Annotated in this window: 16 protein-coding genes; 10 read left to right on the forward strand and 6 right to left on the reverse strand. The window is 70.2% G+C overall.

Annotated features, from left to right (window positions below):
• Positions 1-34: 34 nt before the first annotated feature.
• Genes BLV39_RS18275 through BLV39_RS18285 form a run of 3 tightly spaced genes read right to left on the reverse strand, consistent with a single transcriptional unit; the run spans position 35 to position 2,720 of the window.
• Positions 35-670 carry a PIG-L deacetylase family protein gene (locus tag BLV39_RS18275; protein WP_090793691.1) on the reverse strand — a complete coding sequence of 212 codons (636 nt, stop codon included), beginning with the start codon at positions 668-670 and terminating at the stop codon, positions 35-37.
• 5 nt (positions 671-675) lie between these two features.
• A complete protein-coding gene (locus BLV39_RS18280) occupies positions 676-1,491 on the reverse strand; it encodes a glycosyltransferase family protein (RefSeq protein ID WP_090793694.1) in 816 nt (271 codons plus the stop codon).
• Positions 1,491-2,720, reverse strand: a complete 1,230-nt coding sequence (locus BLV39_RS18285) for a class I SAM-dependent methyltransferase (RefSeq protein WP_090793697.1) — start codon at positions 2,718-2,720, stop codon at positions 1,491-1,493. Before BLV39_RS18285 ends, BLV39_RS18280 begins: the two co-directional genes overlap by 1 nt.
• A gap of 195 nt (positions 2,721-2,915) precedes the next feature.
• Here BLV39_RS18285 and BLV39_RS18290 point away from each other — a divergent pair, with 195 nt between their 5' ends.
• Genes BLV39_RS18290 through BLV39_RS18305 form a run of 4 tightly spaced genes read left to right on the forward strand, consistent with a single transcriptional unit; the run spans position 2,916 to position 7,545 of the window.
• Positions 2,916-3,944 (forward strand): NAD-dependent epimerase/dehydratase family protein, encoded by a 1,029-nt coding sequence (locus BLV39_RS18290; RefSeq protein ID WP_090793700.1) that lies wholly within the window; start codon positions 2,916-2,918, stop codon positions 3,942-3,944.
• Positions 3,932-5,110, forward strand: a complete 1,179-nt coding sequence (locus BLV39_RS18295; protein WP_090793702.1) for a class I SAM-dependent methyltransferase — start codon at positions 3,932-3,934, stop codon at positions 5,108-5,110. Before BLV39_RS18290 ends, BLV39_RS18295 begins: the two co-directional genes overlap by 13 nt.
• Positions 5,110-6,006 carry a glycosyltransferase family 2 protein gene (locus tag BLV39_RS18300; RefSeq protein WP_090793706.1) on the forward strand — a complete coding sequence of 299 codons (897 nt, stop codon included), beginning with the start codon at positions 5,110-5,112 and terminating at the stop codon, positions 6,004-6,006. The genes BLV39_RS18295 and BLV39_RS18300 overlap by 1 nt, the downstream gene beginning before the upstream one ends.
• Complete coding sequence (locus BLV39_RS18305) at positions 6,007-7,545, forward strand: lipopolysaccharide biosynthesis protein (RefSeq protein WP_090793709.1); 1,539 nt, start codon at positions 6,007-6,009, stop codon at positions 7,543-7,545.
• A 63-nt stretch (positions 7,546-7,608) separates the two neighbouring features.
• On the opposite strand, the gene BLV39_RS18310 is transcribed toward BLV39_RS18305, so the two are convergent.
• The gene (locus tag BLV39_RS18310) at positions 7,609-8,286 is read right to left on the reverse strand and encodes a DUF4097 family beta strand repeat-containing protein (protein ID WP_342342462.1); all 678 of its coding nucleotides are present in this window, start codon (positions 8,284-8,286) and stop codon (positions 7,609-7,611) included.
• 100 nt (positions 8,287-8,386) lie between these two features.
• On the opposite strand from BLV39_RS18310, the gene BLV39_RS18315 reads away from it, so the two are divergent.
• Positions 8,387-8,881 carry a YcxB family protein gene (locus tag BLV39_RS18315; RefSeq protein WP_090793711.1) on the forward strand — a complete coding sequence of 165 codons (495 nt, stop codon included), beginning with the start codon at positions 8,387-8,389 and terminating at the stop codon, positions 8,879-8,881.
• Here the strand turns inward: BLV39_RS18315 and BLV39_RS18320 are convergent.
• Together BLV39_RS18320 and BLV39_RS18325 are read right to left on the reverse strand one after the other, a co-directional pair.
• On the reverse strand, positions 8,878-9,414 hold the full coding sequence (locus BLV39_RS18320) for a GNAT family N-acetyltransferase (RefSeq protein WP_090797496.1): 537 nt from the start codon (positions 9,412-9,414) through the stop codon (positions 8,878-8,880). The two genes, BLV39_RS18315 and BLV39_RS18320, sit on opposite strands and share 4 nt — an antisense overlap.
• Positions 9,411-9,935, reverse strand: coding sequence for a GNAT family N-acetyltransferase (locus tag BLV39_RS18325; protein WP_239083858.1), 525 nt, complete (start codon positions 9,933-9,935; stop codon positions 9,411-9,413). The genes BLV39_RS18320 and BLV39_RS18325 overlap by 4 nt, the downstream gene beginning before the upstream one ends.
• Before the next feature lie 193 nt (positions 9,936-10,128).
• Between BLV39_RS18325 and urtA the strand changes: the two genes are divergently transcribed.
• The 5 genes from urtA to urtE are packed head-to-tail and all read left to right on the forward strand — an operon-like array spanning position 10,129 to position 14,789.
• Positions 10,129-11,373: an urea ABC transporter substrate-binding protein gene (gene urtA, locus BLV39_RS18330; RefSeq protein WP_090793717.1), complete on the forward strand. Its 1,245-nt coding sequence runs from the start codon at positions 10,129-10,131 to the stop codon at positions 11,371-11,373.
• The gene (urtB, locus tag BLV39_RS18335; protein ID WP_090793721.1) at positions 11,373-12,260 is read left to right on the forward strand and encodes an urea ABC transporter permease subunit UrtB; all 888 of its coding nucleotides are present in this window, start codon (positions 11,373-11,375) and stop codon (positions 12,258-12,260) included. Before urtA ends, urtB begins: the two co-directional genes overlap by 1 nt.
• On the forward strand, positions 12,257-13,372 hold the full coding sequence (gene urtC, locus BLV39_RS18340; protein ID WP_090793724.1) for an urea ABC transporter permease subunit UrtC: 1,116 nt from the start codon (positions 12,257-12,259) through the stop codon (positions 13,370-13,372). The genes urtB and urtC overlap by 4 nt, the downstream gene beginning before the upstream one ends.
• Complete coding sequence (gene urtD / locus BLV39_RS18345; protein ID WP_239083855.1) at positions 13,369-14,097, forward strand: urea ABC transporter ATP-binding protein UrtD; 729 nt, start codon at positions 13,369-13,371, stop codon at positions 14,095-14,097. Before urtC ends, urtD begins: the two co-directional genes overlap by 4 nt.
• The gene (gene urtE / locus BLV39_RS18350; protein WP_239083854.1) at positions 14,094-14,789 is read left to right on the forward strand and encodes an urea ABC transporter ATP-binding subunit UrtE; all 696 of its coding nucleotides are present in this window, start codon (positions 14,094-14,096) and stop codon (positions 14,787-14,789) included. Before urtD ends, urtE begins: the two co-directional genes overlap by 4 nt.
• Positions 14,790-14,791: the final 2 nt, after the last annotated feature.

A 14,791-nucleotide genomic window follows, 5' to 3' on the forward strand; every position in this document is an offset into this window, starting at 1 on the left:
GACCCTGGAACACCGAACAGACACGCACCGACGCTCACAGCGACATCACCGCCTTCTCACAGGTGTACGCCTCGGCATACCTAGATCGGCATTCCATACCGCGCAGTCGGGCCAGACCGAGGAAGACCTCGTCGTCCCACCAGTCGCGGTCCTTCTGTGACGGGAAGTTGGCATGCAGCAGCTCCACCTTGCGGCGGGCGCGCTCGTCGGGCAGCGGCACGTAAACGTTACGCCGCCCCAGATCGCCGTCCCATTTCGGGATCTCGTAGTGCAGTACGACCGCGTCGCGGAACGCGGTCGGCGCGAGCTCGGCCAACAGCCGGTGGTCCTGGTGCGCGTCGTCCTTCGCGGGCGCGACCACCAGGTCGGCACCCCCGATGGCGGCCGCCTGGACGACCTCCTTGGCCCGCTCCCAGTGCGCCGGCGCCCGCCCGTCGGGCAGGTCGTGCAGCGCGAAGGTGATGCGGGCGCCCGGCAGGAACGCGGCCGCGGCGGCCCGCGCCTCCGCCTGGCGGTCCGGCGTGCCGCTGAGCAGCACGTAACGGACGTCGAGGTCGGGCACGGAATCGGCCAGGGTGAGCAGCAGGCCGCCGGCGCCGATCTCGATGTCGTCGGGGTGCGCGCCGAACAGGACGACCCGCCGGATTCCCGGCAGTGCGAACGGAAGCATCGGCGTCAGGAGACCAGCGCGGGGGCGAGCGAGCCGCCGGTGCGGTTGGAGTCCCAGAGCATCCACGGGCAGCGCGCCGAGAAGTAGAGCTGTTCGAGCTCCGCCCGGTCCTTGAACGTGTCGGCCGCCCGCCAGAAGCCCTTGTAACGCTGGGCGATCACCCGTCCGCTCGGCATCAGCCGCTCCAGCGCGTCCGGCACCAGCTCTTCGCCCTCACGCATGTGGTCGAAGATCTCCGGCCGGAGGATGAAGTAGCCGCCGTTCTCCCACTGGGTGAGCTCGCGCATCGGCGTGATGCCGGTCACCCGGTCGCCGTTCTCGATGTCGAGCACGTGGTGCGTCGACTGCACCGGCACCGCCAGCAGGCTGGCCACCGCGTCCGTCTGGCCGAAGCGCTTGACCATCTCGTCGAGCGGCGCGTTGGTCAGCGTGTCGGCGTAGTTGGCCAGGAACACCGGCTCGTTCTCGACGTGCGCCCGCACCCGCATCAGCCGTTCGCCGATGGTCGAGTTGAGCCCGGTGTCGATGAACGTGATGTTCCAGTCGGTGATGTCCGACGAGAACAGGTGCAGGTCCCGGTCACCCATGGTGAGCGTGAAGTCGTTGGACAGCGTCTCGTCGTAGTGCAGGAAGTAGTCCTTCACCGCGGCGGCGCCGTAGCCGAGGCAGAGCACGAAGTCGGTGTGCCCGAAGTGCGCGTAGTACCGCATCACGTGCCAGAGCAGCGGACGGTCGCCGATCATCGCCATGGGCTTCGGCGCGGACTGGGCATCCTCCCGCATCCGCATGCCGAGGCCGCCACAGAACAGGACGACCTTCATCACACCACCTCGAGGTCCGGGATCGGGAAGACCAGCCGGCCGCCCCACTCTCGCACGTAGGCGAGTTGCGCCGAGAGCTCGGTGCGCAGGTTCCACGGCAGCACGAGCACGTAGTCCGGGCGGTCCTGCGCGATCCGCTCGGGCGCGTGGATCGGGATGTGCGTACCCGGCAGGAACATGCCCTGCTTGTGCGGGCTGCGATCGACCGTGTACTCGAGCAGGTCGGCCCGGATGCCGCAGTGGTTGAGCAGGGTGTTGCCCTTGCCCGGCGCGCCGTAGCCGACGACCCGCTTGCCCTCGGCCCGCGCGGTGAGCAGGAAGTCCAGCAGGTCCCGCTTGATGTCGAAAACCGCCTCCGCGAAGCCCTTGTGGCCTTCGACGGTATGCAGTCCGGCTTCGGCTTCGGCCTCGAGCACCGACTTGACGTTGCTGGAGGTCTCACCGGCCGCGGCGCCGTGCCGGGCGTGCACGCGCAGTGACCCGCCGTGCGTCGACAGCTCCTCGACGTCGACCACCACGAGGCCGGCGGTGGCCAGCGCGCGTTGGGCGGTGAGCAGCGACAGGTACTGGTAGTGCTCATGGTAGATCGTGTCGTACTGGCGCCGCTCGATCAGCCGCAGCAGGTGCGGGAACTCCAGCGTCACCAGGCCTTCGGGCTTGACCAGCGCGGCCAGGCCGGCGGTGAAGCCGACGAGGTCGGGCACGTGCGCGTAGACGTTGTTGCCGGCCACGAGGTCCGCGCGGCCGTGCTTGGCGGCCAGCGCCGCGCCGGTCTCGGCTCCCAGGAACTCGTTCTCGGTGCGGATTCCCCTGCTCCGCGCGACTTCGGCGATGTTGGCCGCCGGCTCGACGCCGAGCACCGGGATGCCCCGCGCGACGAAGTGTTGCAAGAGGTAGCCGTCGTTGCTGGCGACCTCGGTCACCAGACTGTCGGGGCCGAGGCCCAACTGCTCGGCCATGGTGTCGGCGTAGCGCTTGGCGTGCGCGACCCACGAGTCCGAGTACGAGGAGAAGTAGGCGTAATCGGAGAAGATGTCTTCGCCGGGCACGTATGCGGGCAACTGCACCAGAAGACAGCTCGAGCAGAGCCGGACGTGCAGTGGGTAGAAGGTTTCCGCGCTGTCCAGCCGTTCGGCAGGAAGGTAGCTCTCGCACAGCGGGGACATGCCCAGGTCGACGAACGTTTCGGTCAACTCCGCCGCACAAAGGCGACATACGGCAGTTGTCATGCGCAGGTACCCCGATTTCGAGCAAACACCGGTCAGCGCGGACAGTCGGCCCCGGCCCGCGCCCGGCGAAACGCTAGCCAGGTGGCGCATGGCCATGGGGCGTGGAGTAAGAAGTCCGACACTAGTCCGGTCCGTCCCGCCGAGCCGTCCGTAGACTCGCGTTTCTCACCCCGGACAACGCTGCGGAGCTTCACCATGCGCACACTCGTGACCGGCCACGACGGCTACATCGGCAGCGTGCTGGTGCCGCTGCTGCGGGCCGCGGGACACGACGTCACCGGCCTCGACATCAGCCTGTACGCCGACGGCGTGCTGGGCCCGATCCCGCCTGCGGTCCCGGCCCTACGGGTTGACCTGCGCGACGTCGAGCCCGAGCACCTACGTGGCTATGACGCGGTGGTGCACCTGGCCGCCCTCTGCAACGACCCGATCGGCAACCTGAACCCGGACCTCACGTACGACATCAACCACCGGTCGACGGTGCGGTTGGCCAAGGCGGCGAAGGAAGCCGGCGTCGGCACGTTCCTGTTCTCGTCGTCCTGCTCGCTCTACGGCGCCGGTCTCGACGACCGCCCGCTCGACGAGGAGGCCGGCTTCGCGCCGGTCACCCCGTACGGCGAGTCGAAGATCCTCTCCGAGCAGGACCTGGCCGGGCTCGCGGACGACGACTTCTCCCCGGTCTACCTGCGCAACGCCACCGCCTACGGCTTCTCGCCCCGGCTGCGCGGCGACCTGGTGGTCAACGACCTGACCGCGCACGCGCTGCTCACCGGCGAGGTGCGGCTGCTGTCCGACGGCACCGCCTGGCGCCCGCTGGTGCACGTCGAGGACATCTCGGCGGCGTTCCTGGCGCTGTTGGAGGCGCCGCGTGACGTAGTGCACAACCGGGCCTACAACATCGGGCAGACCAGTGAGAACTACCTCATCCGCGACGTGGCCGAGATCGTCCGCGACGTGGTGACCGGTTCCACGGTCACCTTCGCCGGCGGCGCGTCGGCCGACTCCCGCAACTACCGGGTGAGTTGCGACCGGATCGCCGCCGAGGTGCCCGGCTTCCGTCCAGCATGGACGGTGCGCAAGGGCGTCGAGCAACTCGTCGAGGAGTACGGGCGCCACGGGCTGACCATCGAGCAGTTCACCGGCGAGGGGCACCAGCGGCTCAAGAAGATCCGCGCGCTGCTGGCCGCCGGCCGGATCGACGAGCAGCTCCGGTGGACCTCGTGACCCGCTGCTCCGCCTGCGGCGAGGGCGAGCTCGTCCCGTTCGCCGACCTGGGCACGATTCCGGTGTTCTGTGGCGTGCACTGGGCCAGCCGGGACGAGGCGCTCGCCTCGCCGCTCGGCCGGATGGAGCTGTCCTACTGCCCGTCGTGCGCGTACGTGCGGAACGTGGCCTTCGAGCCGGAGCTCCTGCACTACGACACGACGATGGACACCAACCTGCACCATTCGCCGGCGTTCCAGTCGTTCTCGGCGGAGCTGGTCAAGCACCTGACCGAGCGCTACCCGTTGCGCGGCGCGACCGTGCTCGACATCGGGTGCGGGCAGGGCGAGTTCCTGCGTGAGCTGTGCCACGTCGCGGGCGCGCGGGGCATCGGCTACGACGCGATGTACGCCGGCCCGGTCGGCCCGGACCCGTCCGGTGCGGAGTTCCACAGTGGACATGCTCCGCTCGACGGGACGACGCCGCCGTTCGACTTCGTCACGTCCCGGCACTGGTTCGAGCACATCGACGACCCGTACGACTTCCTCGTGACGTTGCGCACGCTGGCCGGCGACCGGCCCGTGCGGGGCTACCTCGAGGTGCCGGACGCCTGCTACGACATGGCCACCGCGGGCTGGGAAGTGATCTACCCGCACGTGTCGTACTTCGACGCGTACTCGCTGCGCCGGATCGTCGAGCGTGCCGGCTGGCGGGTCGAGGACACCGGCCCGCTGTTCCAGGGGATGTTCCGGTTCGTGGAGTTCTCGGCCAACGTGTCCGGCCCGCCCGCCTCGACCGCGCCGCTGCCCGGCGCCGACGCGGTCTCCCGGCAGTTGGAGGCCATCCGCGGCTTCGGTGCCCGGCACTTCGCCGAGCGGGACAAGTGGCGCACCCTGATCGCCGACCGGATCGCCGACGGCGACCACCCCGTGCTCTGGGGGGCCGGCTCGCGTGGGGTCCAGTTCCTGCACCTCGCCGACCCCGACGGCAAGCTCGCGGCCGTGGTCGACGTGAACTCCCGCAAGTGGGGTAGGTTCCTGCCCGTGACAGGGCACGAGGTCACCGCGCCATCGACGCTGGCCGGCTTGGGCACCCGCACCGTCATCATCACCAACCCGGCGTACCGGGACGAGATCGGGGCGACGCTGCGCGACCTGGGCGTCGACGCCGAGCTTCTGGTGGCGTGATGCCCCGGGTCACCATCGGCGTTCCGGTCTACAACGCGGCCCGCTACCTGCCGGTGGCGCTCGACGCGCTGCGCGTTCAGGACCATCCCGACTTCGAGATCGTCATCAGCGACAACGCGTCGACCGACGAGACGTGGGACATCTGCCAGCGCTACGCGGTGGCCGACCCGCGCATCCGGCTGTGGCGCAACGAGCGCAACCTGGGCGGCCACGCCAACTTCGGCAAGGTCGTCGAGCTCGCGTCGGGTGAGCTGTTCAAGTGGGCCGCGTACGACGACATCTGCCGGCCCGGTTTCGTCAGCGCGTGTGTCGCCGCGCTGGACGCCGCCGGGCCGCGCGCGGTGCTCGCCTACCCGAAGACGGTGTTGATCGACGAGGACGGCGTGGAGGTCGGCGCGTACGCCGACAAGCTCGACCTGCGCGACCAGCGGGCCTGGAAGCGGCTGTCCGGGCTGGCCAACAACATCAGCCTGTGCCACGCGCACTTCGGGGTGTTCCGGATCGAGGCGCTGCGCCGCACCGGGCTGATCCGGCCGTTCCTGTCGTCGGACTACACGCTGATGGCCGAGGTCGCGGCGATCGGCGAGATCCACGAGGTGCCGGAGCGGCTGTTCCTGCGCCGGGTGCACGGTGCGTCGACCCGGCAGGCGGGCAACAGCGCGGCAGCGGCGACGACGTGGTTCGCCCCGGAGGGCGGAGGCAAGTCCGCACGGTCGCCAAGGGCGAACATGCTCCGCCAGACCGTACGCGTGCTGCGCGGCCATCCGGGCGGGCTGACCAACTCGGCAGCCTTCCTCGGCACCTGGTTCGCGCGGCGGGCCCGGGTGCGGCTCGGCGCGTTGCGGCGCCGGCTGAGCGGCAAGCCGATGCCGGCGCTGACCGAGAGCGGCGCGTAGGTGGTCTCGGCACCGACCGCCGCGCCGCCGGCCCCGCGCAAGCCCGGCGTCGGCAGCGCGATCGGCTGGTCGTACGTGCTCTCGGGCGGCCGGATCGGCTCCACGGTCCTGGTCACCTTCGTGCTGGCGAAGCTGCTCGGCCCGAGCGAGTTCGGCGTCGTCGCGATGGCGACTGTGTTCATCACGATCGCGCAGACGATCCTCCAGCAGGGCCTGGTCTCGGCGATCGTGCAGCGCGACAAGCTGACCTCCGAACACCTCGACGCCGCGTTCGGCGTGATGGTCATCTCGGGCTTCGTGGTCGGCGGCGCCGCGGCGGCGCTGAGCCCGGTCTGGGCGCTGGTCAACCGCGAACCCCAGCTCACGACCGTCTGCCTGGCGCTGTCACCGCTGGTGCTGATGCAGGCGCTGACCATCGTGCCCGAGGCGGTGCTGCGCCGGGAGCTCGCGTTCAAGTCGGTCGCGGTGCGTACCCTGAGCGCCTCGGTGGTCAGCGGCGTGGTCGGGGTGGTGCTGGCGCTGCTCGGCGCCGGCGTGTGGGCCCTGGTCGCGCAGTCGCTGGTCAACGCGTTCGTCGGCCTGGTCGTGCTGTGGACGGTCTGCCCGTGGCGGCCGTCCCGCCGGCCCCGGCTCGGTGCGGTGCGCGACCTGTGGAAGTTCTCGATGCACTCGGCCAACGCCGGCCTCGGCTCGATGCTGAGCTCGAAGGCCGACCTCATCTTCACGGGCCTGTTCTTCGGCCCGGTGGCGACCGGCATCTACCGGCTGGCCGCGCGACTGCCCGACATGCTGGTCGACGTGACCGTGCGGTCGCTGCAGCAGGTGGCGCTGCCGTCGCTGTCCCGGCTGCAGAACGACCGCCCGGCGTTCATCCGGCACCTCACCACGCTCCAGCACCTGGGCGCGATCACCGGCCTGCCGCTGCTCGGCGTCCTGGTCGCCGGGTCCGGCCCGCTGGTCGGTTTCCTGGGGCCGCAGTGGGCCGGCACGGAGGTCCCGCTCGCGCTGCTCTGCCTCTACGGCGCGCTCAACGCGTACGGGGTGCTGCTCGGCCCGGCACTACAGGCGATCGGCCAGCCGGCCAAGCTGGCGGTGATCCTGTGGACCCGCGGCCTCCTCGGCGTCGGGGTGTTCGCCGGGGTCGGCACGCTGCTGCACGACTCGACCGCCGCCCGGCAGGCGACCGCGATCGCGCTGGCGGCCATCGGAATGCAGATCGTGATGAACGCGGCCTCGGTCTGGGTCACGGTCTCCCGGGCGGTCGGCGGGTCGATACCGCGCTTCCTGGCGCCGACCCTCCCGGCGGTCCTCGCGGGCGGGGTCGCGGCGGCGGTCCCGCTGCTCTTCGACGCGGCAAGCGTCTCGATCGAGCCACCGTTGCTGGCGCTGTTCGTCTACTGCGCGGTGGCCGCGATTCTGTCCGGCGCCCTGCTGTGGGTGCTCGACCGCCGCCTACGCACCCTGGTCCGCAAGAAGCTCGGCGGCCGCCTGTCCTGGCTGCCGCTGAGCCACCCACGGACGGGCCGGCACGAAGCCTGACCGCCGGACGCGCGTCCCACCGCGACTGACTGGAACTCGTCGCGGTGGGCTGGTCCCCATTTCCTACCGGCTGCGGGCGGTGATGTGGCCGTGGGAGGTGGTGGCGCGGATGTCGAGTCGCGCGTCGCCGTCGTTGCGCAGGGCGTTGTCGATGCGGCCGTAGCCGGTGCCGGCGTCCAGGGTGGCGGAGACGCCGGTGGCGGCGGTGACGGCGATGTCGCCGGAGTGGGTGCGGAGCACGACGGCGCCGGCGGCGGCTTCGGTGATCCGGATGTCGCCGCGTGCGGTGCTGATCTGGGCGGGTCCGCCGAGCCGGCCGATCTCGACGTCGCCGTCGATGGCGGTGAGGTGCAGGCTGGCGGCTTCGTCGATGCTGATTTGGCGGTAGGCGCCGTCGAAGGTGACGTCGCCGAGGCGGCCGACGCTGCGGACCTCGCAGCAGGCGGTTTTGGCGTCGATGCGGGAGCCGGCGGGCAGTTCGATGGTCACCTCGATGGATCCGGAGGAGCCGACGAGCTTGTTCTTCGAGGTCGGGTCGGTGATCCGTAGGACGCCGTCGTGGTAGTCGACGGTGGTCCGCTGTGCTGCTTTGACGTCGCGGTTCTTGGCGGCGTTGGCGGGCTGGATCCGGACGGTGGTGTCGGTCTGGTCGGTGGCGATGAGTTGGACGCGTCCGGCGGGGATGTCGAGGATGGCGGTGATCGGGTTGGGGGTGTCGAAGTTCCGCATGTTGTTGTTCATGCGTCGACTATCGGCACCGGGGCTGCCACGCCCCCGCCACGGACCTGACACGTCCGCTGACACGGCAAAGCCGCACGCGGATGGGCACTATCGTTCGGGTGTGCACATCCGATTTGACGTCCCAGCCGATCCGGCCTACCCGGGCCGCGTGGCCGCCGCACTCAGCGGTGTCGCGCTACGCAAGTACGGCTACGTCGGCGCGGTGCTCGCGGCGTTGGGCGTGATCGGTCTCGCCATCTCGCAGGGGCTCTCCTGGGGCGACCAGATCTCGCCCCTGTACATCGCGATGATCGTCGGTGGCGTGCTGGCGATGCTGTACTCGCCGCTGCTGAAATGGCGCGCCCGCCGGCGCTCCGGCGGCTACACCGTCGACGGCGACTACGACATCACCGACGACAACATCATGATGCGCAGCGGCACGGAGACTGGCGGCATCGCCTGGGACGGAGTCGCCCAGGTGACGGAAACCCCCGAGTTCTGGATCGTGTACGTCGGCCGGATGCCGGCAACCGTGATCCCACGCCGCTTGATGTCCACCGCGGACGACGAGACGTTACGCGCCTTCCTGACCAGACGTGAGCTGCTCGGCGGTTAACGCGACAGGAAGGCGAGCTGGGCCGTCTTGTCCGGTGTCGTCACCACGGCGTCGAAGACGAAACCTAGGCTCCGCCAGCGGATCAGGGCGCGTTCGTTGTGGATGTCCGGCTCGATCACGATGCGTTTCGTGCCTGGGTGGGCGAAGGCGAACCGGAGCAGGGCACCGGCCACCGCGCCCAGGAAGCCGGGGACCGGCTGCTGCGCAGGGGCCAGGAACAGGTGGATGCCGAAATCGCCGTCGCGCACCTCGTAGTACTCGCCGATCGGGTCAGCGGCCGGCTCGTACGTCTGGAAGATGCCGACCGGCGTGCCGGCGAGCCGCATCAGGTACGCGTGGTGGGTCGCCAGGCCGTCGACGAACTCGTAGATCTCCTGGACGACCTCGGGGGAGTGCTCGGTCATGCCCCAGAAGCGGGCGCGTGGCTGGCTGACCCAGCCGTGCACCAGGTCCCGGTCGCGCGCCGGGTCCAGCCGGACCAGCGCGAAGGGGCCGAACCCGGGCAGGTCCTCCGCGTACGCCGGATCGGTCATCGCCGGCTCGCCAGCGGCAGCGGGCACACGAGCATCCGATGTGGACGCCAGCCCGGGAACGGCACGAGGTCGCCGACGTGTGCGAAGCCCAGTGCCCCCAACGCGCGCCAGACCCGGGTGTTGGTCTCGGCCACCGCCATCGTGACGCGCTCCTCGGGCCGGCTGGTCAGCAGGTCGAGGATCAGCGGCACGCCGAGCCGCTGCCGGCGGTGCTCGGGGAGCACGAACGCCTCGCAGATGGCGAACGTGCGCCCGGCCCATTCCCGCGCCACGGCCGGGTCGGCGTCGGCCAGGTCGCGCCACCACAGCGTTTCGGTCGGCAGTGGGCAGCCCAGCACGGCGCCCGCGAGTTTGCCGTCGACGTGGGCGACCGTGGCGGTGAAGCCCGGCGCATCGACGGTCCAGGCCAGCCGCTGCTCGACGGTCGGGTCTTTGTGGTCGACGAGATGCAGGTCGGCCGCGTGCACGTCGCGATAGACCCGGGACAGCTCGGCGATGTCCACGGTCGTCGTCAGCGTCACTGACGTCAAGGAAGGCTCCTAGAACTTTGGTTAGGCTCACCTAACCACAGGAGGTCGGATTTCGGTAGTCGCTTGTGGAGTGTCAATCGGTTACCGAGCGTCGCCCTGTTGGCAACGGTCGGTCAACGGCCAGGAAACGGCTGCGCAACGGGCGCTGCGGACGATGTGACTCCCATCGACGCATGGAGGATCGATGCTTGCCGATCATGGGCGCCGCCGCACCGCTTTAGCACTCGTCCTTGCCACGACCCTGGCCCTCGCCGGTTGCGGCAGCAAGACCGGTCAGAACGCGTCCGCCGTCGGTGCCAGCGTGGACACCTCGGGCGACGCGGTCAAGGTGGGGCTGCTCAACTCGCTCTCCGGAACCATGGCGATCAGCGAGGTCACCGTTCGCGACGCGATCCTGCTCGCCGTCGAGGAGATCAACGCGGCGGGCGGCGTACTCGGAAAGAAGATCGAGCCGATCAGCGAGGACGGCGCGTCGGACTGGCCGACGTTCGCGGAGAAGGCGGAGAAGCTCATCAAGGAGAACGCCGTCGCCGCCGTGTTCGGCTGCTGGACATCGGCCAGCCGCAAGGCGGTCAAGCCGGTGTTCGAGGAGAACAAGTCGCTGCTCTTCTATCCCGTGCAGTATGAAGGGCTGGAGCAGTCGCCCTACATCTTCTACACCGGCGCGACCACCAACCAGCAGATCGTGCCGGGCCTCGACTACCTCAAGTCGCAGGGCAAGACATCGGTCTACCTGGTCGGCAGCGACTACGTCTTCCCGCGCACGGCCAACAAGATCATCAAGGCGTACGCCGAGGCGAACGGGATGAAGGTCCTCGGCGAGGACTACGCCCCGCTCGGCTCCACCGAGTTCGGCACGATCGTCAACAAGGTCAAGGCGGCCAAGGCCGCGGCCGTGTTCAACACGCTCAACGGTGACAGCAACGTCGCGTTCTTCAAGGAGTACAAGTCGGCCGGGTTGACCGCGGCCGGCACGCCGGTGGTGTCGGTGTCGATCGCGGAGGAAGAGGTCAAGAGCATCGGCACGCAGTACCTGGCCGACCAGTTGACCGCCTGGAACTACTACCAGACCACGCCGGGCGCGGCCAACCAGAAGTTCGTCGCGGCGTACAAGGCGAAGTACGGCGCCGACAAGCCGACCAGCGACCCGATGGAGGCCGCGTACGTCTCGGTCCACCTGTGGAAGGCGATGGTCGAGAAGGCCGGCTCCTTCGAGGTCGAGAAGGTCAAGGCCGCCGCCGACGGCGTCACCTACGACGCCCCCGAGGGACTGGTCACGGTCGACGGCGCGACGCAGCACATCCACAAGACCGCGCGGATCGGCAAGGTGGGGCCGGACGGCCTGATCACCGAGGTGTGGAACTCCGGCGCTCCGCTCAAGCCGGACCCGTACCTCAAGGGCTACCCGTGGGCGACAGGCCTGTCGTGATGACGGTCCTCGTCGGTCAACTCTTCACCGGAGTCAGCATCGGGGCGGTGCTGTTGCTGATCGCCCTGGGCCTATCCCTGACCTTCGGCCAGATGGGCGTCATCAACATGGCGCACGGCGAGTTCATCATGGCCGGCGCCTACACGGTGTACGTCCTGCAGGGCGCCATCGCCGGCGCGGGCGTCTCGTTGCTGGTGGCGTTGCCGGTGGCCTTCCTGGTCGCCGGCGCGCTCGGCGCCGCCCTGGAATACCTGCTGATCCGCCGGCTCTACGCCCGGCCGCTGGACACCCTGCTGGTCACCTGGGGCGTGTCGCTGATCCTCCAGCAACTCGCCCGCGACATCTTCGGCGCGCCCAACGTGCAGACCCGCGCGCCGGACTGGCTCACCGGCAACGTGCCGGTGTTCGGCGACCTCACGCTGTCGACCAACCGGCTGTTCATCCTGGGTCTGGCGATCCTCGCGGTGGCCGGGCTGACGCTCGTCCTGCGGCTGACCCCGCTGGGCCGGCGGATCCGCGCGGTGGTGCAGAACCGCGACCTCGCGGAGGTCTCCGGCATCCCGACCGGCCGGGTCGACCGCCTGACCTTCTTCATCGGTTCCGGTCTGGCCGGCGTCGCGGGAGTGGCGCTGACCCTGCTGGGTCCGATCGGTCCGACGATGGGCACCAACCTCATCATCGACGCGTTCCTGGTGGTCGTGGTGGGCGGCATCGGGACACTGAAGGGCGGCGTGATCGTCGCCTTCGTGCTCGGCACGCTCCAGTCGCTGGTGGAATACACCACCACGCTCAGCGTCGCCAAGGTGGTCGTCTTCGTGGCGATCGTCGGGTTCCTCCAGTGGCGGCCCCAGGGCCTGTTCACCCTGCGCACCCGGAGCCTGGCATGACGGCGACGACGGCGCCGTCCACCCCCGACACCGCCGCACGGGCTCCGACGCCGCAGCGGCGACGGACTCTCGGCCGGCCGGCCCGGGCCGCGATCGGCTTCGCGTCCGGGGCGCTGCTGCTGTTCGCCCTGGCACCGTCCGTGCTGTCGGACTTCCGGCTGAGCCTGCTCGCCAAGTACCTGTGCCTCGCGATGGTGGCCGTCGGCATCGGTCTCGCCTGGGGCCGCGGCGGCCTGCTCACCCTTGGCCAGGGCGTGTTCTTCGGCCTGGGCGGCTATGCCATGGCCATGCACATGAAGCTCGCCGACGCCGGACCCGCGCAGTTGCCGGACTTCATGGCGCTGTACGGACAACTCGACGAGCTGCCGTGGTGGTGGCGCCCGTTCGCGAGCCCGTGGTTCGCGCTGCCGGCGACCGTGCTCCTGCCGATGCTCGTCGCGTTCCTGCTCGGCTCGCTGGTCTTCCGGCGTCGGGTGCGTGGCGCGTACTTCGCCATCCTCAGCCAGGCCCTCGCCGCCGCACTGGTGATCTTCCTGATCGGGCAGCAGGGCACGACAGGCGGCACCAACGGGTTGACCGACTTCCAGGGCTTCTTCGGGTACGACCTCGACGACCCGGTCAACCAGCGGATGGTCTACTTCATCGTCGCCGGCGGCCTGCTCCTGCTGCTCGCCCTGGCCCGCCAGCTCATGCACAGCAGATACGGCGAGCTCCTGGTGGCGGTGCGCGACGGCGAGGAGCGGGTGCGCTTCCTCGGCCACAACCCGGCGACCGTCAAGCTCGTCGCGTACGTGGTCGCCGCCGGGATGGCGGGTCTGGCCGGAGCGCTGTTCGTGCCGGCCGTGGGCATCATCAACCCGGCCCTGATCGGGGTCGTGCCGTCGATCGAGTTCGTCGTCGGCGTCGCGGTGGGCGGCCGGGCGGTGCTGCTGGGCCCGGTCCTCGGCGCGGTCGCGGTGGCCTGGGCCCGGACGAGCCTGTCCGAGGAGTTCCCGGCCGCGTGGACGTACCTGCAAGGGCTGTTGTTCGTCGTGGTCGTCGCGTTCCTGCCGGGCGGCCTGGCGGCGTTGCCGGCGCTGCTCCGGCGACGGCGAGGGGAGGTGGGCACGTGAACGGGCTGGAGATGCGCGGGCTGCGCGTGAGCTTCGACGGGTTCGTGGCCGTCGACGGTGTCGACCTCACGGTGGCGCCGGGTGACATCAGGTTCCTGATCGGCCCCAACGGTGCCGGCAAGACGACGCTGGTCGACGCGGTGACCGGGCTGGTCAAGGCGACCGGCTCGGTCCTCTTCGGGGGCCGGCAGTTGCTGGGCCGGCCGGTGCACCGGATCGCGCGGCTCGGGGTCGGGCGCACGTTCCAGACGTCGTCGGTGTTCGAGGGCCTCAGCGTGTTGCAGAACCTCGACATCGCGGCGGGTGCCGGGCGGGGCGCGTGGACGATGGTGCGGCGCCGCCGAACGGTGCCCGAGGTCGTCTCGCGGGCGCTGGAGACGATCGGCCTCACCGACCGGCGGGACGCGCTGGCCGGCACGCTCGCCCACGGTCACAAGCAATGGCTGGAGATCGGAATGCTGCTCGTGCAGAACGTCGACCTGCTGCTGCTCGACGAGCCGGTGGCGGGCATGAGCCACGAGGAGCGCGACGCGACCGGCGCGCTCCTGGCGTCGATCAGCGCCGAACGCACCGTGGTGGTGATCGAGCACGACATGGACTTCATGCGGAGCTTCGCCCGTACGGTCACGGTGTTGCACGCGGGCCGCGTCCTGAGCGAGGGCACGGTGGCGCAGGTGCAGGCCGACCCGCGGGTCCAGGAGGTCTATCTGGGTGCTGCCGCATGATGCTGTCGATCGAGGACGTCGCCGCGGGCTACGGTCGCACGTCCGTCCTGCATGGAGTGTCCGTCGCGGTGCCGGACGGCCGCATCTCGGCCCTGCTGGGGCACAACGGCGCGGGCAAGAGCACGCTGCTGCGCACCGCGATCGGCCTGCTGCGCCCGCGCCACGGCACGGTCACCTTCGACGGCGCCGACGTCACCCGGCTGGCGCCGCACGAGCGGGTGGCCCGGGGAATGGGCTACGTGCCGCAGGGCCAGCAGTGCTTCCCGCACCTGACGACCGAGGAGAACCTGCGGCTGGTCGCCGACACCCGACGCGGCGGCCCGGCCGCGATGGCGGAGGCGATGGACCTGTTCCCGGCGCTGGGTCCGCTGCTGGCCCGGCGGGCCGGTCTGCTCTCGGGCGGTCAGCGCCAGCAGCTCGCCATCGCCCGCGCCCTGATCACCGCACCACGGCTGCTGCTGCTCGACGAGCCGACGGAGGGCATCCAGCCCTCCGTCGTGGCCGAGATCGAGCGCGCCATCCTGGAGATCAGCCGGGCCAGGGGCATCTCGTTCCTGCTGGTCGAGCAGCACATCGGCTTCGCGGTGCGAGCCGCGGACCGCTACTACGTCCTCGAGTCCGGCCGGGTCACCTCACAGGGCGCGGGCGGCCAGGCGGCGGAGGCCACCGTGCGAGCGGCACTGGCCGTCTGAGC

The sequence above is a fragment of the Asanoa ishikariensis genome (genome assembly GCF_900107455.1).
GTDB classification, from domain to species: domain Bacteria; phylum Actinomycetota; class Actinomycetes; order Mycobacteriales; family Micromonosporaceae; genus Asanoa; species Asanoa ishikariensis.